This is a genomic window from Escherichia sp. KCJ4928 (assembly GCF_004352695.1).
Classification (GTDB): domain Bacteria; phylum Pseudomonadota; class Gammaproteobacteria; order Enterobacterales; family Enterobacteriaceae; genus ECMA0423.
The window spans coordinates 1-22,523 of sequence record NZ_SJWV01000061.1 but is presented as its reverse complement, the minus strand read 5'-3'; the positions used below and the strand labels follow the sequence as shown (position 1 = coordinate 22,523).

Here is a 22,523-nt window from a genome sequence, read left to right as displayed (position 1 = left end):
GCCTTAAGCACGCCTAAACCATCGACTTTGCCATAAAGCAGCGAGTCAATTACTTCAACCGGTTTGTTGGGTAACAAACGCTGGATTTCGGGCAACATATAAGCAATCTGCGGCCCTAATAACACGACATCGGCATTCTGACCTTTTTCACCAGCCAGTGTTTCCGGAAATGCTTCAATAATGACCGGAACTTCATATTTTTCTGCCTGTGCGCGCATTTTTGATACCAGTAAAGAGGTAGACATGCCCGCAGAACAAAACAGATAAATGTGTTTCTTTTCCATAAAACTGCCCTCATCGACGATTATCTGTCAGCCAGACACTCCGCAAGCCTTAACCTGCTTCCATGCTCTGGGTAACTTGCGAAACCAACATGACTTTTTTTGTGGCTGAAAGGAGTATACGGTATAGACCTGAGCAATAGTATTTCTTTGACCTTATAAATTGTTTCTCCTTGACCTGTGGTTATGACCCTCTTCACATTTCGGGCAAATAATTCGCGAAGATAATTAAGAACTCAGGCCAAAAAAAACCGGCGCAATGGCCGGTTTCCGTTGTTACTCAAGCTTTCAGACGAATTGATTACTTCGCAGCCTGTGGATCAGTGTCGTATTCAGCACAGGTCTGATAACCGGAGTTGATGACATGTCCGGTATCATCTAACGCGACAAAGTAGGTTTCTGCTTTACCATCACGTTGACCCAGGATGTAGGTCTGGCAAGTACCGCGAGCATGGATCATGCTCACTTCAGACGAAGGTTTACCCGCAATTTGTGCAACCTGCGCCCGGCTCATGCCTTTTTTGACGTCTTTCACCACAGGCTGTACAAACTGGTCTTTGGTACGATCATAAGCCGTACAACCCGCCAGCATGGTTAATACCGCCGCTGCACTCAGAATTCCTGCCATATTCTTGTTCATATTCCGTCCTCTTGTTTATCAGCGTGTTAGATAAGCCTGGAATACATTGGGCGCTTTTTCAAGCCCGTGAACGAAACGGCTCCGCTTTCAGAGGATTCCTGTATGACGTTTTAACCACCATTCAGCCCGCTGTCGCTTGTCGTTTCAGTAGCAACGGGTTAGCTTTAAGGAAGTTTTGTCTTTTCTGTCTGGAGGGGTTCAATGACATTGCAACAACAAATAATAAAGGCGCTGGGCGCAAAACCGCAGATTAATGCTGAAGAGGAAATTCGTCGTAGTGTCGATTTTCTGAAAAGCTACCTGCAAACTTATCCGTTCATTAAATCACTGGTGCTCGGGATCAGCGGCGGTCAGGACTCCACGCTTGCCGGAAAGCTGTGCCAGATGGCGATTAATGAGCTGCGCCTGGAAACCGGCAACGAATCACTGCAATTTATTGCCGTACGCCTGCCCTATGGTGTTCAGGCCGACGAACAAGATTGCCAGGATGCCATTGCCTTTATTCAACCGGATCGCGTATTAACCGTTAATATCAAGGGCGCGGTATTGGCCAGCGAACAGGCATTGCGGGAAGCAGGCATTGAACTGAGCGATTTTGTCCGTGGCAATGAAAAAGCGCGTGAGCGGATGAAAGCACAATATAGCATTGCGGGTATGACCAGCGGTGTCGTGGTGGGCACCGATCATGCAGCAGAAGCCATTACCGGATTCTTCACTAAATATGGTGACGGCGGTACAGACATTAATCCGCTGTATCGTCTCAACAAACGTCAGGGTAAACAGTTACTGGCGGCATTAGGTTGCCCGGAACACCTTTATAAGAAAGCGCCAACGGCCGATCTGGAAGATGATCGCCCTTCTCTGCCAGATGAAGTGGCACTCGGCGTGACCTATGACAATATCGACGACTATCTGGAAGGGAAAAACGTACCTGAACAGGTCGCCAGAACAATAGAGAACTGGTATCTGAAAACCGAACATAAACGCCGTCCGCCAATTACCGTTTTCGATGATTTCTGGAAAAAGTAATAATTTGCACATAATGGTTTGTGCGAAAAAGAGTAATTTGTTCACGCCGGATGCGGCGTGAACGCCTTATTCGACCTACAAAACTATGCAAATTCAATATATTGCAGGAGTCGAATAGGCCTGACAGGCGTAGCACGTCAGACGGTGTAACCTTTGTCATCGACCCGCCTCTTTTTTAATCGCTTCCCGCCTGTTACACTGGATAGATAACCAGCATTCGGAGTCAACAGTGGTACGGCGTTTAACTTCTCCGCGGCTCGAATTTGAAGCTGCGGCAATTTATGAATATCCCGAACATTTACGTTCATTCCTTAATGACTTACCCACCCGACCAGGGGTGTATCTGTTTCATGGCGAAAGTGACACCATGCCGCTCTATATCGGCAAAAGCGTTAATATCCGCAGTCGGGTGCTTTCTCATTTACGCACCCCGGATGAAGCCGCCATGCTACGGCAATCCCGGCGAATTAGCTGGATCTGCACCGCAGGCGAAATCGGCGCTCTGCTCCTTGAAGCGCGATTAATCAAAGAACAACAGCCGCTGTTTAATAAACGGTTGCGCCGCAATCGCCAGCTCTGTGCCCTACAATTAAATGAAAAGCGCGTCGATGTGGTGTATGCCAAAGAGGTGGATTTTTCACGAGCCCCCAACCTGTTTGGCCTGTTTGCCAATAGGCGCGCAGCTTTGCAAGCATTGCAGAGCATCGCTGATGAACAAAAACTTTGTTATGGCCTGCTGGGACTGGAACCGTTAAGTCGCGGTCGTGCATGTTTTCGTTCAGCGCTAAAACGTTGCGCCGGAGCATGCTGCGGTAAAGAGAGCCATGAGGAACATGCGCTACGCTTGCGCCAGTCTCTGGAGCGTTTGCGGGTGGTGTGTTGGCCTTGGCAAGGGGCGGTGGCGCTGAAAGAACAGCACCCGGAAATGACTCAATATCATATTATTCAAAACTGGCTGTGGCTGGGGGCGGTTAATTCGCTGGAAGACGCGACAACGTTAATTCGGACACCCGCCGGGTTTGATCACGACGGTTATAAAATTCTTTGTAAGCCGCTGCTTTCCGGTAACTATGAAATTACTGAACTTGATCCGGCGAATGACCAGCGAGCCAGTTGATTTCACTGAACAACAGTTTACCTTGCGGTTGTAAAAGCCGCAGGGTGTGCCTGCCATCGAACCAGCACGCGCCCTGGTCGGTAGTGAGCAATTTATCGCCCAGTTGCCACGCCCCGTTAATCACAAACACCACCCCGCCGCGTGAGCCAAAGGTAGTAAACGTACGTTCGGCAATTCTGACTTTCGCCTTACAGACATCCAGGCGTGTCATGATGTTGAAATCCATCGACATCTGCCCTGCCGTCAGTTTCGCTTTTACCACCTGGTCCGCTGCAAAGGCAAAAGGCTGTAACGGTTTTAAGGTATGGTTAAAGCGGTCTGCGCTTTCAAGGAGCATCTCGCCGCCTTCCAGCAACGTCACTATCCTTTCCATGCCGGGAAACAAAGAAAACTCCCCATTCGCCGCGATGGATGCAATGCTGGCACGCCAGTAAAAATCACGTTTTGCCGGTGGGAAAGTGCAAATTTCGCGCGTTTCACCGGCAGCATTTCGCCACAGATTCACCGACATTTTACGCATATCAAAGTATTCCATACTCGCTCCCGGCCCGTTCTTTTCATTGTTATCGTTCAGGTAACCGTGGATGGTTATCGGCAACTCGGGTGATTTACGTTAGTGGTGATCAGGCTTTTTTTACAACTGTTTGAGAAGAGAAAAGAAAACCGCCGATCCTGTCCACCGCATTACTGCAAGGTAGTGGACAAGACCGGCGGTCTTAAGTTTTTTGGCTGAAAGATTATTCAGCAGTTGCAGGCATTTTACCTTTTGCCGCTGGACGTTCTGTCAGACGCTTCTCAAAATTAGCATTAAATTGCTTTTTCTGTTCCGGCGTCAGGATGTTGTAAATTTTGTTCTGGGTTTCCATGTGCGCCAGCATGTTAGCTTTGCGCTGTTCTTCCATTTTTGCGATCTGCGCTTCAGCTTTTGCTTTATCGAAGGTATCGCTGGCAATGATGTCATGCATTGCGCGGCGTTCTTCCAGCGGCGGACGTTTCATCTGGTCACGCTGGCCTTTCATGATTTCGCGGATCTGCTGTTTCTGCGCGTCGGTCAGGTTCAGGTCTTTGAACATCATGTCCTGATGCGGACCGAACTTGCCTTTGTGGTGCATCATCGGCTTCGCGTCAGCCGGTGCTGCGGTAGTGGTGTCTGCGGCATGGGCCAGGTTAGCCGCGCCAAGAGCCAGGGTAGAGGCAACAAACAGTGCAGTTAATTTACGCATATTCTATATCCTTCCTTTCAGTTATTTATTACGGCTTTCTTAAGTAGCGTGCCGTGTTGACGAGATTAACTTTACTGACTTTAGCGTCAATTAATCAGAGCAACGGTAAAACAATGAAAGTGTAAAAAACACTTTTGCGCCAATTATGGAGAAAAAAAGAAAATTTGATGGAGAGTGATGAGAGAATAATACAACACGATGATTTTGCAGAGATTATGAAGAACTATACCGGATGACTGGTGATAAATAAAGCAAATAACCAGGATTAATCTGTATTAATTTATAAGAAAGCAACTTAATACCCGCAGAATGATTTCTGCGGGTAAGTATTAGCTTATTTTTTCGAGCATTAATCCCGCGCGTAATCCCAACGCTACCAACGGATTAGGGAATAACACATACTCTACATCATGGGTTACGGTAAAACGTTCCTCTCCGTCCTGCGCCAGCAATGTTCCTTTCTCAAACGGCATAAAATTCAGCGTGTCACTTGCCATATGCATTTCGAAGGACGGCGAGTGGCGAGTAATTTGCGAAACCACCCGATAACGGAGCGGCGGTGTTCTCACGATACCGACACTCTCACCAGATAGCAGCGCAGCAATTGCGCTGGCAGTTACTGCAAACTGGCGAAGATCGTTTTGCCCAAAGGGCAACGCTTTGCCAAGTTCCAGCGTACAGGCCAGCGCGCCAAAATGTCTGGCGCTGAAATGGGTAAACGTACCACCAGGTTCCTTATGGAACACCAGCGCCTCCAGCCCCGCCGCACCCAGCCACGTCAGAAATTTCTCGTCCCAGGGAATGTCGCGTTGCGGTAATACACCGAACTGCGGATGCAAGGAGCCACGAATTGCGGTATGTAGATCAAGGTGCCAGCGCACAGATTCTTTGCCCAGGTCATAAAAATCTTCCAGGCACTGTTCCAGTTCGCGCGCCCGACAGGTTTCTCCGCTTTCAGCAAATAGCTGCCAACGACCGCCAAACATTCGATTCATATCGCTATGGCAATAACGTTTCCCTTGCTTCAGCGCAGGAGGATTCCCGAGGATCACCAGCAACCGCCAACGTAACGGGATCTCGCCGTGAGATATCGCGCCAAGCAACGCGTCCAGCATCTCCACAGGTGCCGTCTCATTACCGTGTATTCCCGCTGAAATCACCAGTGCGCCTTGCGGTGGCGTTAATGGCGTCAGTTCCAGCACACCATCGCCCAGCCAGCGCCAGCGAACGCCGTTGATTTCTCGCTCGGTGATAACCGGTTTTTTACCCGTTAAGGTCAGAGCAAGAAAATTATCCATTGCCCCCTCCCTCGCGCTGGAACGGATAAACCGAACCGAGATTCAGTAATTGGCTCAATACATCCAGTGCTTCCCGCCCTTCGCGCAGCAATTGCGGGTCGGCCAGATCGGCAGCAGTAAGGCGATCGCGGTAGTAACGATCCACCCAGTCATTGAGCGCATTAAACAGCGTATCGTTCATCATCACCGCCGGATTCACCGCCCGGCGTTCTTCTTCTGTCAATACCACCCGCAACCGCAGGCACGCCGGGCCGCCGCCATTCGCCATGCTTTCACGTAAATCAAAGACTTTTAGTTCGCTAATCGGGTTGTCAGCGGCAAGGAGTTCATTGAGATAACCCCATACTCCGGCGTGTTCCCGACACTCCTGAGGCAGCACCAACATCATGGAACCATCATCGCGGCTCAACAGTTGGCTGTTAAACAGATAGGTAGACACCGCATCCGACACGGAAACCTGAGTTGCCGGAACTTCTATCGCCATAAAACCGTTCACCCGCGCACGCAGGTTTGCCAGTAACTGTGACTGGCGAGCGAACGCCTGTTGGTGGCAAAACAGCACCTGGCGGTTACTCACGGCAATCACGTCATTATGAAAAACGCCCTGGTCGATAACGTCCGGGTTTTGCTGGGCGAAAATCACCTGTTGGGGATTCACCTGATTCAGCCTTGCCACCGCCTCGCTGGCTTCGCGAGTCTGTCGCGCCGGATAACGGGAAGGCCGGGTATCATTGCCTTCTTCTCGCCCGTAGACAAAAAGTTGCATACCCGGCTCACCGTAATGACCGCCGAGACGATTGTGGTTTGCCGCCCCCTCATCACCGAGCAACGCTACCTGCGGCAACGCCGAATGAACGCTAAATTTCTCTTCGTCGTTAAAAATCGCTTTTAAAAGTGATTCGGTGACGTGCGCTTCCAGCGAGCGGTGAAATTTATTGTTCAGGTTGGCAACGGTGAGATGCACTTTGCCATCCAGCGTATCGGCAGATGGCGCGATCGTTGCCGCATTGGCTACCCACATTGGCGAAGCGGAACTGACGCTGGAAAGCCAGTGCGGTGCCTGGCGTGCAACTTTTTCCAGTACCTGCTCATCGCTACCACTGAATCCCAACTGACGCAGCACCGGAATAAACGGACGCTCGTGCGGCGGGATCACGGCCTGGGGGAATCCCGCATCGGCAAGGGCTTTCATTTTCAGTAAGCCCTGTTTTGCCGCCTGTCGCGGGTTAGACACCTGAAAACGGTGACGGGTAGAGGCTTCATTACCAAACGACAGGCCAGCGTAATGATGCGTCAGCCCTACCAGCCCGTCGAAATTAACTTCCCAGGCGTTCATCGCACCACCTCATCGGAAAAATCCAGCCCGGGGTTAAGCGTTGCGGGCAAAGTTAACGAGTCCGACTCCAGGCTCGCCATAGGCCATGCGCAGTAATCTGCGGCATACCAGGCGCTGGGGCGATGGTTACCGGATGCACCAATGCCGCCGAATGGCGCGGTACTGGCAGCACCAGTAAGCGGTTTGTTCCAGTTAACAATCCCCGCCCGCGCCTCCAGCAACAGTTGATCGAATTTTTCCCGCTCGGGGGAAACCAGACCGCAAGAGAGTCCGAAGCGAGTGTTATTCGCCATTAGAATCGCTTCCTCGAAAGAATCATAACGCCAGACGCGCAATAACGGTCCGAACACCTCTTCATCTGGTACGCCAGCAACGCCTGTCATTTCAATGATCCCCGGCGTCAGCAACGATGTCTCTGATTGTAATAAGCGCGGCGCAAGCAGGGTTCGTCCGCCCATCGCTTCCAGTTGCTGCCAGGCAGTAACCACCTGCTGTGCGGCCTGTTCAGAAATCAGCCCGCCAATAAACGGCTGCGGTTCGTCATCCCAGTTGCCCGGCGTTAATCGCTGGCTGACGGCAACCAGACGAGCAAGAAACGCATCGCCCTGCGCTCCGCTTTTGAGCAATAAACGGCGGGCGCAGGTGCAGCGTTGCCCGGCTGTGACAAACGCCGACTGAATGGTCAGATGGACAGCCGCGTCGATATCCGCCACCTCATCGATAATTAGCGGATTATTACCGCCCATCTCAAGGGCGAGAATTTTCTCCGGCTGACCGGAGAGCTGGCGATGCAGCTGGTAGCCGGTATTGGCGCTACCGGTAAACAGCAAACCGTCGAGATCCTCCAGCGCACTCAGCGCCTGACCCGTTTCACGCCCGCCCTGCACCAGGTTAAGTACGCCCGGCGGCAAGCCAGCCTGCTGCCATAAACGCATTACCGCTTCGCCACTCCACGGTGTCAGTTCGCTGGGTTTAAAGATAATGGTGTTACCTGCCAGCAATGCCGGAACGATATGTCCGTTCGGCAAATGACCAGGGAAATTATACGGCCCAAACACCGCCAGCACGCCGTGCGGGCGATGTCGCAGGCTCGCCGCACCGTCCGGCATTTCACTACGCTGCTCGCCGGTACGAACGTGATACGCCTTAATTGATATCGCGATTTTATTGATCATCGCCGTCACTTCGGTTGCCGCTTCCCAGCGCGGCTTACCCGTTTCTCTGGCAATAATCGCGGTTAATTCGCCTTTATTCCTTTCCAGCAATCCGGCAAAGCGTTCGACAACGACCTGACGTTCAGCCAATGAGAGCCGCGCCCAGCGCGGAAACGCCGCACGGGCTGCGCGACAAGCCTGCCCGACCTGAGCGGCATCGGCATCATTGCCTTGCCATAACACCTCGCCCGATACCGGATTACGCTTCACACGCGATGCGCCCTGGCCCGTTATCCAGTCACCGTTAATCCATAAAGTCATGCTGTTTTCTCCTCTGCGCACAGGCGCACCAGACGAACGCGATCCCCTGCGTGGCATTTGAGGGCATCCAGTTGTGCGGCGGTTAAAATCAAACGCTCGGTTGCCGGATCGGTACGCGCCAGCACCACGCGGAAATGGTGATAATTTTCATTGGCGACCAGGCAGGCCGGAAAATCGCCCTGCGCAGGCTGCCCTTCTGCCACTTCCACCAGCCGACTTTTACGAATGGCGCGCACGCGGTCGATGTCACACTCAAGCGTTGGCCCGCCGTCGAAGATGTCGATATAGTTGCGGTAACGAAAACCTTCTTTCTCCAGCACCGCGCGGGCAGGCGCGGTTTGCGGATGTACCTGACCGATGACGTCCTGGGCTTCCTGGGATAAAAAGTGGGTATAGATCGGATGTTTCGGCATCAGTTCTGCAATAAATGCCTTTTGCCCGGTGCCGCAGAGAAAATCGGCGCGGCTAAAATCCATCGAAAAGAAGCGTTTACCGAGGCTTTGCCAGAACGGTGAATAGCCGTGTTCGTCAATCACCCCGCGCATTTCAGCAACCACTTTGTCATTAAACTTGTCGCGAAAAGCCGCCATAAACATAAAGCGCGATTTCGACAGCAAATAGCCGTTGCCCTCTTTGCGCCAGTCCGGGTCGAGAAACAGCGTGCACAGCTCGCTGCTGCCGGTGTGATCGTTACTGAGAAACAGCGTCGGCAATGCGTTATAGACATTCAGCTCTTTTGAGGCGTGAACCAACGTGCCGACGCGATAGTTGTACCAGGGATCGTTCAGCCCAACCGCCACCTCAATGGCACAAATCCCCGCCACGGTGCCTGTCTCGCTATCTTCCAGCACGAACACATAGCCCTGCTCACTTTTGGGCAGTTCGCCTTGCCAGGTTTTGATTGCCCTTTCGATACGCGCCGAAAGCGTGGCTTCATTGGCGGGAAGCGACGTCAGGCCGCCGCCCGTTTTGCTGGCAAGCTGCATCAGCGCCGAGACATCTGATCGCTCAACGGGACGGATGACCATCATGATGAACCTCGGCTAACAAAGTGTTCGCAAGCAGCTGCAAAGCGATCCAGTCCGGTCGTCACCTCTTCTTCGCTGACATTGAGCGCAGGCGCAAAACGCACCACGTTGCCACCCGCAATCAGTACCATCACGCCTGCTTTCGCCGCTTCCTGAGAGATCTGTTTCGCTTGCCCGGCGTAATCGGCATTCAGTACACAGCCAATCAGCAAACCTAAGCCGCGAACTTCACTGAACAAACCATAGCGGTGATTAATAGTATTAAGACGCTCAACAAACCAGTCGTGACGCTGTTTAACGCCATTAAGCATCTCTGGTGTGTTGATGAGCTCCAGCACTTTGCCTGCCACCGCCGAGGCCAGCGGATTACCGCCATAGGTGGTGCCATGAGTGCCAACGGTCATCACGCGGGCGCACTCTTCGGTTGCCAACAACGCACCGACCGGGAAACCGCCGCCCAGCGCTTTGGCGGTAGTTAACAGATCAGGCGTCACGCCGTAGTGCATATAGGCATACAGTTCCCCGGTGCGCCCGACGCCGGTTTGTACTTCATCAAAAATCAACAGCGCATTGTGGCGGTTACACAATTCACGCAGACCTTGTAAAAACGCGTTGCTGGCTGGCACCACACCGCCTTCCCCCTGGATGGGTTCGACAATCACCGCACAGGTAGAGTCGTCAATCAGCGCGCTGGCAGAGTTAATATCGTTATATGCAGCATGACGAATATCCGCCGGCAGTGGCGCAAAATCCTGTGAATAGGCTGGCTGCCCACCCGCACTGACAGTAAACAGCGTGCGACCATGAAACGCATTTTTGAACGCCACGATGCCGCTCTTATGGCTGCCGTAGCGGTCGTGAGCGAATTTACGCGCCAGTTTTAGCGCCGCTTCGTTGGCTTCCGCACCGGAGTTACAAAAGAAGACGCGATCGGCAAACGTGGCGCCGATCAATTTTTTCGCCAGTCGCAGTACCGGCTCGTTGGTGTAACCGTTGCCGGTATGCCAGAACTTACTCGCCTGTTCGTTCAGCGCTTCACGCAGTTCCGGATGCGCATGGCCCAGCGCGTTCACCGCAATGCCACCCGCGAAGTCGATATACTCTTTCCCCTGCTGATCCCACAAGCGCGAACCTTCGCCACGTACCGGTATAAAGGGTGCCGGAGCGTAAACAGGTATCATCCATTCATCAAAGTTTTCACGCGTAATTGGCTGAGACATAGCGACCTCTACAGTAAATAATTCGTTATTTATATGTTAACAATAAGTGATGTTTGCGCTGTAAATGTAGATTGCAGGGTTCGTGCCAGCCAGTGATAAAAGTGCATAAACGGCGGAGGCTAACTGGAAATCAAGGAGTTATAACCAAACCATATGCATTTAAAGCGCATATAAAGTGAATACGTTTGCGATGTGGGTGAATAAAAAGAATAAAAAACGCAATGTTATGCAGAAGTAAAATATAATTCTGGAATTGTGATCATTGACGAAATTTACTGGAAATTACTGCGCCATTCTGACGCAGCGCGCACCAAAAGCGGGCATTTTTTGCGCCATCGTTGACATCATTAACAACCATCGATCAAATCACTTAACAACAGGCGGTAAGCAACGCGAAATTCTGCTACCATCCACGCACTCTTTATCTGAATAAATGGCAGCGACTATGAAATTTGTCTCTTTTAATATCAACGGCCTGCGCGCCAGACCTCACCAGCTTGAAGCCATCGTCGAAAAGCACCAACCGGATGTGATTGGCCTGCAGGAGACAAAAGTTCATGACGATATGTTTCCGCTCGAAGAGGTGGCGAAGCTCGGCTACAACGTGTTTTATCACGGGCAGAAAGGCCATTATGGCGTGGCGCTGCTGACCAAAGAGACGCCGATTGCCGTGCGTCGCGGCTTTCCCGGTGACGACGAAGAGGCGCAGCGGCGGATTATTATGGCGGAAATCCCCTCACTGCTGGGTAATGTCACCGTGATCAACGGTTACTTCCCGCAGGGTGAAAGCCGCGACCATCCGATAAAATTCCCGGCAAAAGCGCAGTTTTATCAGAATCTGCAAAACTACCTGGAAACCGAACTCAAACGTGATAATCCGGTACTGATTATGGGCGATATGAATATCAGCCCTACAGATCTGGATATCGGCATTGGCGAAGAAAACCGTAAGCGCTGGCTGCGTACCGGTAAATGCTCTTTCCTGCCGGAAGAGCGCGAATGGATGGACAGGCTGATGAGCTGGGGGTTGGTCGATACCTTCCGCCATGCTAATCCGCAAACAGCAGATCGTTTCTCATGGTTTGATTACCGCTCAAAAGGTTTTGACGATAACCGTGGTCTGCGCATCGACCTGCTGCTCGCCAGCCAACCGCTGGCAGAATGTTGCGTAGAAACCGGCATCGACTATGAAATTCGCAGCATGGAAAAACCGTCCGATCACGCCCCCGTCTGGGCGACCTTCCGCCGCTAATTTAGCAGCTCTCCTGGCTCAAACTGGGTCAGGAGAATTAACCTTGAGAAAAATCAACAAACTGTCAGTAATGATTTGTTGCCTGCCGTCCTTTGTTATACCGTCACTGCGTTTTTAGTTGTCTGACCACTTCTCTATTATCAAGTTTGATATAGGAAACTCCACGATGAACGCTGAGCGTAACTTTCTGTTTGCCTGTCTTATTTTTGCGCTGGTCATTTACGCTATCCACGCTTTCGGTTTATTCGATCTGCTCACCGATTTACCCCACTTACAGACACTCATTCGCCAGAGCGGATTGTTCGGTTATAGCCTCTATATTCTGTTATTCATCATTGCCACCCTCTTTCTGTTACCAGGAAGCATACTGGTGATCGCTGGAGGAATAGTTTTTGGCCCGCTCTTAGGGACACTACTCTCATTAATTGCCGCAACGCTGGCCTCCTCGAGCTCATTCCTGCTGGCGCGCTGGCTGGGACGTGATTTACTGCTGAAATACGTGGGCCATAGCCATACCTTCCAGGCCATTGAAAAAGGCATTGCGCGTAACGGTATTGATTTTCTTATTCTGACCCGCTTAATCCCGTTGTTTCCTTACAATATTCAAAATTACGCTTACGGATTAACCACCATCGCCTTCTGGCCTTATACCCTTATTTCGGCACTCACGACCCTGCCCGGTATTGTTATTTATACCGTGATGGCAAGCGATCTCGCCAATGAAGGCATTACGCTGCGCTTTATTTTACAACTCTGTCTGGCGGGCCTGGCGCTGTTTATTCTCGTCCAGCTCGCAAAACTCTACGCCCGACACAAACATGTGGATCTGTCTGCTTCGCGCCGCAGCCCACTTACTCACCCAAAAAATGAAGGATAGAACGATGTCGCAACATTATTCAGTGTCATGGAAAAAAGGACTGGCTGCACTCTGCTTACTGGCTGTTGCCGGGCTTAGCGGCTGCGATCAAAAAGAGAATGCGGCGGCAAAAGTGGAATACGACGGACTTTCGAACAGCCAACCGCTGCGCGTCGATGCCAATAACCATACGGTAACCATGCTGGTGCAAATTAATGGTCGTTTCCTCACCGACGACACTCGTCACGGTATTGTGTTTAAAGATGGCTCCAACGGACATAAATCGCTGTTTATGGCTTATGCGACCCCGAAAGCATTTTATGAAGCCCTGAAAGAGGCAGGTGGTACGCCGGGCGAAAACATGACGATGGATAATAAAGAAACGACTCATGTCACAGGCAGCAAACTGGATATTTCGGTCAACTGGCAAGGGGCGGCAAAAGCGTATTCCTTCGATGAAGTGATTGTTGACAGTAATGGCAAGAAACTGGACATGCGCTTTGGCGGTAATTTAACGGCAGCAGAAGAGAAGAAAACGGGTTGCCTGGTGTGTCTGGATAGCTGCCCGGTCGGCATCGTCAGCAATGCAACATACACTTATGGTGCGGTGGAAAAACGCGGCGAAGTGAAATTCAAAGGCAATGCCTCAGTTCTCCCGGCGGATAACACGCTGGCAACGGTTACCTTTAAAATCACCGAATAAAGCCAGGATAAAGGATGATGAAGATACAATCGCGTAAAATCTGGTACTACCGTATAACCCTCATCATCCTGTTGTTCGCTATGCTGCTCGCATGGGCGCTGCTTCCCGGCGTCCATGAGTTTATCAATCGCAGCGTTGCGGCGTTTGCCGCCGTGGACCAACAGGGTATAGAACGCTTTATTCAGTCTTACGGCGCACTGGCGGCAGTTGTCTCGTTCTTGTTGATGATTTTACAGGCCATTGCTGCACCGCTACCTGCGTTTTTGATCACCTTTGCCAATGCGTCGCTGTTTGGCGCGTTCTGGGGCGGCTTGCTGTCGTGGACCAGTTCGATGGCCGGCGCGGCGCTGTGCTTTTTTATCGCCAGAGTGATGGGCCGCGAAGTGGTGGAAAAATTAACCGGCAAAACCGTGCTTGACAGTATGGACGGCTTTTTCACTCGCTACGGCAAACACACCATCCTGGTCTGTCGGTTATTGCCTTTTGTCCCTTTCGATCCAATCAGCTATGCTGCCGGTCTGACTTCAATACGTTTTCGCTCGTTTTTTATCGCCACCGGGCTTGGTCAATTACCGGCGACTATTGTTTATTCCTGGGCGGGCAGCATGTTAACAGGCGGTACTTTCTGGTTTGTCACCGGACTGTTTATTCTGTTTGCCCTGACCGTGGTGATTTTTATGGCGAAGAAAATATGGCTTGAGCGCCAGAAGAGGAATGCCTGATGGGTTTACCGCCGCTTAGCAAAATTCCTTTCATTTTACGTCCGCAGGCGTGGCTGCATCGTCGCCATTACGGCGAGGTGCTAAGCCCGATTCGCTGGTGGGGGCGGATCCCGTTTATCTTTTATTTGGTGTCAATGTTTGTTGGGTGGCTGGAGCGCAAACGCTCACCGCTCGATCCGGTAGTGCGATCGCTTGTCAGCGCGCGCATTGCGCAAATGTGCCTGTGTGAGTTTTGCGTGGATATCACCAGTATGAAAGTCGCCGAGCGTACCGGCAGCACCGATAAACTGCTGGCAGTGGCTGACTGGCGGCAAAGCCCGCTCTTCAGCGATGAAGAACGGCTGGCGCTGGAGTACGCCGAAGCCGCAAGCGTAACGCCGCCAACGGTCGATGATGCCCTGCGCACCCGACTGGCTGCGCATTTTGACGCTCAGGCGCTCACCGAACTGACGGCATTGATCGGCCTGCAAAACCTGTCGGCTCGTTTTAATTCTGCCATGGACATTCCCGCTCAGGGGCTGTGCCGTATTCCGGAAAAACGTTCTTAAGGAGAGAAGATGCGCCATTGTGGGTGGTTGCTGGGATTGTTATCGCTGTTTTCTCTGGCAACACATGCCAGTGACTGGCAGGAAATTAAAAATGAGGCCAAAGGGCAAACCGTCTGGTTTAACGCCTGGGGCGGCGATACCGCAATTAACCGCTATCTCGACTGGGTTAGCGGCGAGATGAAAACCCATTACGCTATAAACCTGAAGATTGTTCGTCTGGCGGATGCCGCAGACGCGGTGAAGCGCATTCAGACCGAAGCTGCTGCCGGACGTAAAACGGGCGGCTCGGTGGATCTGCTCTGGGTGAACGGCGAAAACTTCCGCACCTTAAAAGAGGCCAATTTATTACAAACGGGCTGGGCGGAGACTCTGCCCAACTGGCGCTATGTCGACACACAGCTGCCGGTGCGGGAAGATTTTTCAGTGCCTACAGAAGGGGCTGAATCGCCCTGGGGCGGCGCACAACTGACGTTTATCGCCCGCCGCGATGTTACGCCACAGCCACCACAAACGCCGCAAGCCTTACTGGAGTTTGCTAAAGCCAATCCCGGCACGGTTACCTATCCGCGCCCACCGGACTTTACCGGCACGGCGTTTCTTGAACAGTTGCTGATTATGCTGACGCCCGATCCCGCCGCGTTAAAAGTTGCCCCGGATAAAGCCACTTTCGCCCGCGTCACTGCGCCCTTGTGGCAATATCTTGACGCGCTACATCCCTATTTATGGCGCAAAGGAAAGGATTTCCCGCCTTCGCCCGCGCGGATGGATGCTCTGCTGAAAGCCGGCACATTGCGCCTGTCGCTGACCTTTAACCCTGCTCATGCCCAGCAAAAAATCGCCAGCGGCGATTTGCCTGCAAGCAGTTACAGTTTTGGTTTTAACCAGGGGATGATTGGCAACGTGCATTTCGTCACCATTCCTGCTAACGCAAATGCCAGTGCTGCGGCGAAGGTGGTTGCCAACTTCCTGCTCTCACCCAATGCGCAACTGCGTAAAGCGGATCCCGCTGTCTGGGGCGATCCTTCTGTTCTCGATCCGCAAAAACTGCCTGATGGGCAGCGCGAAACATTGCAATCAAGAATGCCGCAAGATCTGCCGCCGGTACTGGCTGAACCGCACGCAGGTTGGGTAAATGCGCTGGAACAAGAATGGCTACACCGTTACGGTACGCATTAATCTTTTTGCTGTGGGCGATGGTGGCGGTGATTTATGCACCACTGATCCCGGCAGCTCTCACGCTGATATCGCCTGCTTTGTCGTTGACACACTGGCAGGCGTTATTTGCCGATCCACAGTTACCGCAGGCATTACTGGCAACGCTGGTGTCGACAACCATCGCGGCGGTCGGGGCGTTGTTGATTGCCCTGCTGGTGATTGTGGCGCTGTGGCCTTGGCCGAAATGGCAGCGTATGTGTGCCCGTCTGCCGTGGCTGCTCGCCATTCCCCATGTGGCTTTTGCCACCAGCGCCCTTCTGCTCTTTGCTGACGGAGGGCTGCTTTATGACTATTTCCCGTATTTCACTCCGCTAATGGACAAATTGGGTATTGGGCTGGGCCTCACCCTTGCAGTGAAAGAAAGCGCATTTCTGCTGTGGATCTTAGCGGCAGTATTGAGCGAAAAACGGCTGTTGCAGCAGGTCATTGTGCTGGATTCGCTGGGCTACAGCCGCTGGCAATGCCTGAACTGGCTGCTGTTGCCCTCCGTCGCGCCTTCGCTGGCAATGGCGATGCTGGCGATTGTTGCCTGGTCGCTTTCGGTCGTGGATGTGGCGATTATTCTTGGGCCAGGTAATCCACCGACGCTGGCAGTAATTAGCTGGCAGTGGTTAACTCAGGGCGACGCGGATCAACAAACGAAAGGCGCACTCGCCAGTCTGCTGCTGATGCTGTTACTCGCCGCCTACGTTTTGCTGAGCTATCTGCTATGGCGCAGCTGGCGGCGCACTATTCCCCGCGTAGATGGCATTCGCAAGCCTGCCACACCTTTATTACCAGGCACTACGCTGGCGAGTTTTTTACCCTTAACCGGTGTGCTGTGTGTGGTTCTGCTGGCGATCCTCGCGGATCAGTCGACGATCAATAGTGAAGCACTCATCAACAGCCTGACAATGGGGCTGGTGGCGACATTCATCGCTTTGCTCCTGTTACTGCTGTGGCTGGAATGGGGGCCACAGCGTCGCCAGTTGTGGCTCTGGTTGCCCATTCTATTGCCCGCTCTGCCACTGGTGGCGGGCCAGTACACGCTGGCGCTATGGCTGAACCTGGATGGAAGCTGGACGGCGGTGGTCTGGGGGCATCTGCTGTGGGTAATGCCGTGGATGCTGTTTATCCTGCAACCCGCCTGGCAGCGCATTGATTCACGGTTAATTTTGATTGCGCAAACACTGAGCTGGTCGCGGGCCAAAATCTTCTTTTACGTGAAATGTCCGCTTATGCTACGCCCTACGCTGATTGCCTTCGCGGTGGGATTTTCAGTCAGTATTGCGCAGTATATGCCGACGCTGTGGCTGGGCGCGGGGCGTTTTCCGACGCTCACCACTGAGGCGGTGGCATTAAGCAGCGGCGGCAGCAATGGTATTTTCGCCGCCCAGGCTTTATGGCAACTGCTATTACCGCTTATTATTTTTGCCCTGACCGCGTTAGTCGCAAAATGGGTAGGTTATGTCAGACAAGGACTCCGCTAATGCTCTGCGTGAAAAATGTTTCGCTACGTTTACCAGAAAGCCGCTTGCTGACAAACGTTAACTTTACGGTGGATAAAGGTGACATTGTCACGTTAATGGGGCCGTCTGGCTGTGGAAAATCCACTCTGTTTTCATGGATGATTGGTGCACTGGCTGGACAGTTTTCTTGTACAGGTGAGCTATGGCTCAATGAGCAACGGATTGACATGCTACCCACCGCACAGCGTCAGATTGGCATTCTTTTCCAGGATGCACTGTTATTTGACCAGTTCAGCGTCGGGCAAAATTTACTGCTGGCGCTACCGTCGACGCTCAAGGGGACTGCCAGGCGCAATGCCGTGAAAGACGCGCTTGATCGAGCGGGACTGGCTGAAACTTATCACCAGGACCCTGCGACATTATCAGGCGGTCAGCGAGCGCGGGTGGCCCTGCTGCGCGCCCTTCTCGCTCAGCCAAAAGCGTTACTCCTGGATGAGCCATTCAGCCGTCTTGATGTGGCTCTGCGCGATAATTTTCGCCAGTGGGTGTTCAGCGAAGTTCGCGAACTGGCGATCCCCGTCGTTCAGGTAACGCACGATCTCCAGGATGTTCCTGCTGATAGTTCTGTTCTGGATATGGAGCAGTGGTCAGAAAATTACAACAAACTGCGATAACGCAAAGTTTTTCTCAATGCGTCAGTTCAGAATGGCGCACTCAAAACTACAATGTCGGGATTTTCGATGAAACGTGTTTCTCAAATGACCGCGCTGGCAATGGCTTTAGGGCTGGCTTGCGCTTCTTCGTGGGCCGCTGAACTGGCGAAGCCTCTTACACTTGACCAGCTTCAACAACAAAATGGCAAAGCGATAGATACTCGCCCCAGCGCGTTTTATAACGGCTGGCCACAAACCTTAAATGGCCCTTCTGGTCATGAACCTGCCGCCTTAAACCTCTCTGCCAGCTGGCTCGACAAAATGAGCACCGAACAGCTCAACGCGTGGATCAAGCAACATAACCTGAAAGCCGATGCCCCGGTGGCGCTGTACGGTAATGACAAAGATGTCGACGCCGTCAAAACGCGACTGCAAAAAGCAGGTTTTACGCATATCTCCATTCTGAGTGACGCGCTAAGCGAACCTTCCCGTCTACAAAAACTGCCGCACTTTGAGCAGCTGGTTTATCCGCAATGGCTGCACGACCTGCAACAAGGTAAAGAGGTTACGGCGAAACCTGCCGGTGACTGGAAAGTCATTGAAGCGGCCTGGGGCGCTCCTAAGCTTTACCTTATCAGCCATATTCCCGGTGCTGACTACATCGATACCAACGAAGTGGAAAGCGAATCGCTGTGGAACAAAGTTTCTGATGAACAACTAAAAGCGATGCTGGCAAAACACGGCATTCGCCATGACACCACGGTCATTCTGTACGGGCGTGACGTATACGCTGGAGCGCGTGTGGCGCAAATTATGCTCTACGCAGGCGTGAAAGATGTGCGTCTGCTGGATGGCGGCTGGCAAACCTGGTCCGACGCGGGACTGCCTGTTGAGCGAGGAACGCCACCGAAAGTGAAAGCGGAACCGGATTTCGGCGTGAAGATCCCGGCACAACCGCAGTTGATGCTCGATATGGAACAGGCCCGTGGACTGCTGCATCGCCAGGATGCATCGCTGGTGAGCATTCGTTCGTGGCCAGAATTTATCGGTACGACCAGCGGTTACAGCTATATTAAACCAAAAGGTGAAATAGCCGGAGCACGTTGGGGACACGCTGGTAGCGACTCGACGCATATGGAAGATTTTCATAACCCGGATGGCACCATGCGCAGCGCCGATGATATTACCGCTATGTGGAAAGCGTGGAATATCAAACCAGAGCAGCAAGTTTCATTCTACTGCGGCACCGGCTGGCGCGCGTCCGAAACCTTTATGTACGCACGCGCCATGGGTTGGAAGAATGTTTCCGTGTATGACGGCGGCTGGTACGAATGGAGCAGCGATCCAAAAAATCCGGTAGCAACCGGTGAACGCGGCCCGGACAGTAGCAAATAACATTGCAATTACTGACGCTGGTGCGACTTCAGCGTCAGATACCCACTCCACACCCGCGTAAAGGTCGTCATCCAGCACAACGCACCGAAGATCCACGCAAACCACGCAAACCATGCAGGGAATAAACATCCCAGCACAAACAGTAAGATCGTTTCTGTGCCTTCGGTTAACCCGCCCAGATAATAAAACGATTTATGCGCATAACCGGGATTATCAATCTGATGTTTCGCCGCCAGCGCAGCAAAAGCGAGAAAACTGCTGCCTGTGCCGATAAACGCAAACAGCAGCCAGCCGCCTGCCAGCGCATTTTGCTCCGGTGCAGCAAGAATAAAGCCAAACGGCACCAGCGCGTAAAAGAGAAAATCGAGAGAAATATCAAGAAAGCCGCCCGCGTCGGTAAGCTCTCTGCGCCGCGCCAGCGCACCGTCCAGACCATCAAGCAGCCTGTTCAACAAAATGACGACTAGCGCCGCCAGATACCAGCCCAGCGCCAGAAACGGCAGAGCCAGCACGCCGATGGCAAATCCCACTAATGTTAAACCATCTGGCGTAATGCCCGGTTTATCAAGAACCCGCACGCACTGATGCAACAACGGTTTAATCCGGGGATGAAGATGGCGGTCTAGCACAGGCACTCCTTAAATATAAAGCCTTTCTGATTGAGCAACAGTGCGGATATTATGGCATTTTTCGCTTATCTGCCCGTGTGTAATTTATGAAAATGATTGAAGTTGTTGCCGCCATCATTGAACGTGATGGCAAAATTTTACTCGCGCAACGCCCCGCCCAGAGCGATCAGGCGGGATTATGGGAGTTTGCCGGTGGTAAAGTCGAGCTGGATGAAAGCCAGCAGCAGGCACTGGTGCGTGAGTTAAACGAAGAATTGGGCATCGAAGCAACTGTGGGTGAGTATGTTGCCAGCCATCAGCGAGAAGTTTCGGGCCGGATTATCCATCTTCATGCCTGGCACGTACCCGACTTCCACGGGACGTTACAGGCACATGAACATCAGGCGCTGGTCTGGTGCTCACCTGAAGAGGCGCTGCAATATCCGCTGGCCCCTGCTGACATTCCACTATTAGAGGCGTTTATGGCTTTACGCGCCGCCAGAGCAGCGGATTAGTGCTAAGGGTTTTGTCATCCCGCTGGCATTGCAGCAGTATTCCTTCGGCTTTAATTACCGCCCCTTCAGAATAATTTTGATCCTGATAAACGCAGCACTGAGTACAGGGCTGCGCTGACTGCCCGCCTGAACTGAACACTTCTGGCGGTACGTTTACCTCCACGTCCGGACGATAATGCGGGTTAGCCAGTGCAATTAATGGAAATGCTAATACTACGGCGAACAATGCTCGACTCACAGGGAACTCCTTAACGTTATTGTCTCTGCTACTGATAACGGTAGCCGGGTGGCAAAACTTTAGCGTCTGAGTTATCGCATTTGGTTATGAGATTACTCTCGTTATTAATTTGCTTTCCTGGGTCATTTTTTTCTTGCTTACCGTCACATTCTTGATGGTATAGTCGAAAACTGCAAAAGCACATGACATAAACAACATAAGCACAATCGTATTAATATATAAGGGTTTTATATCTATGGATCAGACATATTCTCTGGAGTCATTCCTCAACCATGTCCAAAAGCGCGACCCGAATCAAACCGAGTTCGCGCAAGCCGTTCGTGAAGTAATGACCACACTCTGGCCTTTTCTTGAACAAAATCCAAAATATCGCCAGATGTCATTACTGGAGCGTCTGGTTGAACCGGAGCGCGTGATCCAGTTTCGCGTGGTATGGGTTGATGATCGCAATCAGGTACAGGTCAACCGTGCATGGCGTGTGCAGTTCAGCTCTGCCATCGGCCCGTACAAAGGCGGTATGCGCTTCCATCCGTCAGTTAACCTCTCCATTCTCAAATTCCTCGGCTTCGAACAAACCTTCAAAAATGCCCTGACTACCCTGCCGATGGGCGGTGGTAAAGGCGGCAGCGATTTCGATCCGAAAGGAAAAAGCGAAGGTGAAGTGATGCGTTTTTGCCAGGCGCTGATGACTGAACTGTATCGCCACCTGGGCGCGGATACCGACGTTCCGGCAGGTGATATCGGGGTTGGTGGTCGTGAAGTCGGCTTTATGGCGGGGATGATGAAAAAGCTCTCCAACAATACCGCCTGCGTCTTCACCGGTAAGGGCCTTTCATTTGGCGGCAGTCTTATTCGCCCGGAAGCTACCGGCTACGGTCTGGTTTATTTCACAGAAGCAATGCTAAAACGCCACGGTATGGGTTTTGAAGGGATGCGCGTTTCCGTTTCTGGCTCCGGCAACGTCGCCCAGTACGCTATCGAAAAAGCGATGGAATTTGGTGCTCGTGTGATCACTGCGTCAGACTCCAGCGGCACTGTAGTTGATGAAAGCGGATTCACGAAAGAGAAACTGGCACGTCTTATCGAAATCAAAGCCAGCCGCGATGGTCGAGTGGCAGATTACGCCAAAGAATTTGGTCTGGTCTATCTCGAAGGCCAACAGCCGTGGTCTGTACCGGTTGATATCGCCCTGCCTTGCGCCACCCAGAACGAACTGGATGTTGACGCCGCGCATCAGCTTATCGCCAATGGCGTTAAAGCCGTCGCCGAAGGGGCAAATATGCCGACCACCATCGAAGCGACTGAACTGTTCCAGCAGGCAGGCGTACTGTTTGCACCGGGTAAAGCGGCTAATGCTGGCGGTGTAGCAACGTCAGGCCTTGAAATGGCGCAAAACGCTGCGCGCCTGGGCTGGAAAGCCGAGAAAGTTGACGCACGTTTGCATCACATCATGCTGGATATCCACCATGCCTGTGTTGAGCATGGTGGTGAAGGTGAGCAAACCAACTACGTGCAGGGCGCGAACATTGCCGGTTTTGTGAAGGTTGCCGATGCGATGCTGGCGCAGGGTGTGATTTAAGTTGTAAATGCCTGATGGCGCTACGCTTATCAGGCCTTGTATTATCCCTCCAGTGCAGAGAAAATCGGCCAGTTTTCTCTGCCTGCAGTCCGCATGCCGTATCGGGCCTTGGGTTCTAACCTGTTGCGTAGATTTATGCAGCGG

24 protein-coding genes are annotated in these 22,523 nt (G+C 52.4%); 13 read left to right on the top strand and 11 right to left on the bottom strand.

All coding sequences use genetic code 11. From position 1 onward, the window contains the following. Together chbB and osmE are read right to left on the bottom strand one after the other, a co-directional pair. The coding region (chbB, locus tag E0D98_RS11495) for a PTS N,N'-diacetylchitobiose transporter subunit IIB (RefSeq protein WP_107208822.1) at nucleotides 1-284 on the bottom strand (284 nt) is incomplete at its 3' end. A gap of 298 nt (nucleotides 285-582) precedes the next feature. Further along, nucleotides 583-921 carry an osmotically-inducible lipoprotein OsmE gene (gene osmE / locus E0D98_RS11485; protein WP_001039044.1) on the bottom strand — a complete coding sequence of 113 codons (339 nt, stop codon included), beginning with the start codon at nucleotides 919-921 and terminating at the stop codon, nucleotides 583-585. A gap of 201 nt (nucleotides 922-1,122) precedes the next feature. Here osmE and nadE point away from each other — a divergent pair, with 201 nt between their 5' ends. Both nadE and cho read left to right on the top strand, forming a co-directional pair. Then, entirely contained in the window at nucleotides 1,123-1,950 is an 828-nt protein-coding gene (gene nadE / locus E0D98_RS11480) for an ammonia-dependent NAD(+) synthetase (protein ID WP_000175027.1), read from the top strand. Nucleotides 1,951-2,179: 229 nt separating this feature from the next. Further along, nucleotides 2,180-3,067 carry an excinuclease Cho gene (gene cho / locus E0D98_RS11475; RefSeq protein WP_000252386.1) on the top strand — a complete coding sequence of 296 codons (888 nt, stop codon included), beginning with the start codon at nucleotides 2,180-2,182 and terminating at the stop codon, nucleotides 3,065-3,067. On the opposite strand, the gene ves is transcribed toward cho, so the two are convergent. The 7 genes from ves to astC form a co-directional block, all read right to left on the bottom strand. Continuing rightward, nucleotides 3,027-3,602, bottom strand: coding sequence for an environmental stress-induced protein Ves (ves, locus tag E0D98_RS11470; RefSeq protein ID WP_001297807.1), 576 nt, complete (start codon nucleotides 3,600-3,602; stop codon nucleotides 3,027-3,029). The two genes, cho and ves, sit on opposite strands and share 41 nt — an antisense overlap. A 202-nt stretch (nucleotides 3,603-3,804) precedes the next feature. Continuing rightward, the gene (gene spy / locus E0D98_RS11465) at nucleotides 3,805-4,290 is read right to left on the bottom strand and encodes an ATP-independent periplasmic protein-refolding chaperone Spy (protein ID WP_001228981.1); all 486 of its coding nucleotides are present in this window, start codon (nucleotides 4,288-4,290) and stop codon (nucleotides 3,805-3,807) included. Between the two features lie 329 nt (nucleotides 4,291-4,619). Further along, nucleotides 4,620-5,588 carry a succinylglutamate desuccinylase gene (gene astE, locus E0D98_RS11460; protein WP_000368489.1) on the bottom strand — a complete coding sequence of 323 codons (969 nt, stop codon included), beginning with the start codon at nucleotides 5,586-5,588 and terminating at the stop codon, nucleotides 4,620-4,622. Further along, nucleotides 5,581-6,924: an N-succinylarginine dihydrolase gene (gene astB / locus E0D98_RS11455; protein ID WP_000995005.1), complete on the bottom strand. Its 1,344-nt coding sequence runs from the start codon at nucleotides 6,922-6,924 to the stop codon at nucleotides 5,581-5,583. Before astB ends, astE begins: the two co-directional genes overlap by 8 nt. Continuing rightward, nucleotides 6,921-8,399, bottom strand: a complete 1,479-nt coding sequence (gene astD / locus E0D98_RS11450) for a succinylglutamate-semialdehyde dehydrogenase (RefSeq protein ID WP_000177243.1) — start codon at nucleotides 8,397-8,399, stop codon at nucleotides 6,921-6,923. Before astD ends, astB begins: the two co-directional genes overlap by 4 nt. Then, nucleotides 8,396-9,430: an arginine N-succinyltransferase gene (astA, locus tag E0D98_RS11445; protein WP_000989414.1), complete on the bottom strand. Its 1,035-nt coding sequence runs from the start codon at nucleotides 9,428-9,430 to the stop codon at nucleotides 8,396-8,398. Before astA ends, astD begins: the two co-directional genes overlap by 4 nt. Beyond that, nucleotides 9,427-10,647: a succinylornithine/acetylornithine transaminase gene (gene astC, locus E0D98_RS11440; protein WP_000082013.1), complete on the bottom strand. Its 1,221-nt coding sequence runs from the start codon at nucleotides 10,645-10,647 to the stop codon at nucleotides 9,427-9,429. Before astC ends, astA begins: the two co-directional genes overlap by 4 nt. Nucleotides 10,648-11,092: 445 nt before the next feature. Between astC and xthA the strand changes: the two genes are divergently transcribed. The 9 genes from xthA to ynjE all read left to right on the top strand — a co-directional run bounded on the left by xthA (nucleotide 11,093) and on the right by ynjE (nucleotide 19,439). Continuing rightward, a complete protein-coding gene (gene xthA, locus E0D98_RS11435) occupies nucleotides 11,093-11,899 on the top strand; it encodes an exodeoxyribonuclease III (protein ID WP_000673918.1) in 807 nt (268 codons plus the stop codon). Between the two features lie 166 nt (nucleotides 11,900-12,065). Then, entirely contained in the window at nucleotides 12,066-12,776 is a 711-nt protein-coding gene (locus E0D98_RS11430; RefSeq protein ID WP_001307236.1) for a TVP38/TMEM64 family protein, read from the top strand. Between the two features lie 4 nt (nucleotides 12,777-12,780). Continuing rightward, the gene (gene ydjY / locus E0D98_RS11425) at nucleotides 12,781-13,458 is read left to right on the top strand and encodes a lipoprotein YdjY (protein WP_000077941.1); all 678 of its coding nucleotides are present in this window, start codon (nucleotides 12,781-12,783) and stop codon (nucleotides 13,456-13,458) included. Between the two features lie 14 nt (nucleotides 13,459-13,472). Next, nucleotides 13,473-14,180: a TVP38/TMEM64 family protein gene (locus E0D98_RS11420; RefSeq protein ID WP_000975812.1), complete on the top strand. Its 708-nt coding sequence runs from the start codon at nucleotides 13,473-13,475 to the stop codon at nucleotides 14,178-14,180. Then, complete coding sequence (locus E0D98_RS11415; RefSeq protein ID WP_000524080.1) at nucleotides 14,180-14,728, top strand: carboxymuconolactone decarboxylase family protein; 549 nt, start codon at nucleotides 14,180-14,182, stop codon at nucleotides 14,726-14,728. The genes E0D98_RS11420 and E0D98_RS11415 overlap by 1 nt, the downstream gene beginning before the upstream one ends. A gap of 9 nt (nucleotides 14,729-14,737) precedes the next feature. Continuing rightward, complete coding sequence (locus E0D98_RS11410) at nucleotides 14,738-15,904, top strand: ABC transporter substrate-binding protein (RefSeq protein WP_001215319.1); 1,167 nt, start codon at nucleotides 14,738-14,740, stop codon at nucleotides 15,902-15,904. Next, on the top strand, nucleotides 15,877-17,412 hold the full coding sequence (locus tag E0D98_RS11405) for an ABC transporter permease (protein ID WP_000224981.1): 1,536 nt from the start codon (nucleotides 15,877-15,879) through the stop codon (nucleotides 17,410-17,412). Before E0D98_RS11410 ends, E0D98_RS11405 begins: the two co-directional genes overlap by 28 nt. Continuing rightward, complete coding sequence (locus E0D98_RS11400) at nucleotides 17,412-18,065, top strand: ATP-binding cassette domain-containing protein (RefSeq protein ID WP_000882826.1); 654 nt, start codon at nucleotides 17,412-17,414, stop codon at nucleotides 18,063-18,065. Before E0D98_RS11405 ends, E0D98_RS11400 begins: the two co-directional genes overlap by 1 nt. A 66-nt stretch (nucleotides 18,066-18,131) precedes the next feature. Continuing rightward, entirely contained in the window at nucleotides 18,132-19,439 is a 1,308-nt protein-coding gene (gene ynjE / locus E0D98_RS11395; RefSeq protein WP_050877020.1) for a thiosulfate sulfurtransferase YnjE, read from the top strand. A gap of 8 nt (nucleotides 19,440-19,447) precedes the next feature. Here ynjE and E0D98_RS11390 read toward each other — a convergent pair whose 3' ends face one another. Then, on the bottom strand, nucleotides 19,448-20,068 hold the full coding sequence (locus E0D98_RS11390; RefSeq protein WP_001297661.1) for a CDP-alcohol phosphatidyltransferase family protein: 621 nt from the start codon (nucleotides 20,066-20,068) through the stop codon (nucleotides 19,448-19,450). A gap of 86 nt (nucleotides 20,069-20,154) precedes the next feature. Here E0D98_RS11390 and nudG point away from each other — a divergent pair, with 86 nt between their 5' ends. Further along, nucleotides 20,155-20,562, top strand: a complete 408-nt coding sequence (nudG, locus tag E0D98_RS11385; RefSeq protein ID WP_000781876.1) for a CTP pyrophosphohydrolase — start codon at nucleotides 20,155-20,157, stop codon at nucleotides 20,560-20,562. Here nudG and E0D98_RS11380 read toward each other — a convergent pair. Beyond that, nucleotides 20,528-20,800 carry a YnjH family protein gene (locus tag E0D98_RS11380; RefSeq protein ID WP_000085238.1) on the bottom strand — a complete coding sequence of 91 codons (273 nt, stop codon included), beginning with the start codon at nucleotides 20,798-20,800 and terminating at the stop codon, nucleotides 20,528-20,530. The genes nudG and E0D98_RS11380 overlap by 35 nt on opposite strands. 235 nt (nucleotides 20,801-21,035) lie before the next feature. Between E0D98_RS11380 and gdhA the strand changes: the two genes are divergently transcribed. Then, nucleotides 21,036-22,379 carry an NADP-specific glutamate dehydrogenase gene (gdhA, locus tag E0D98_RS11375; protein WP_000373043.1) on the top strand — a complete coding sequence of 448 codons (1,344 nt, stop codon included), beginning with the start codon at nucleotides 21,036-21,038 and terminating at the stop codon, nucleotides 22,377-22,379. Nucleotides 22,380-22,523: the final 144 nt, after the last annotated feature.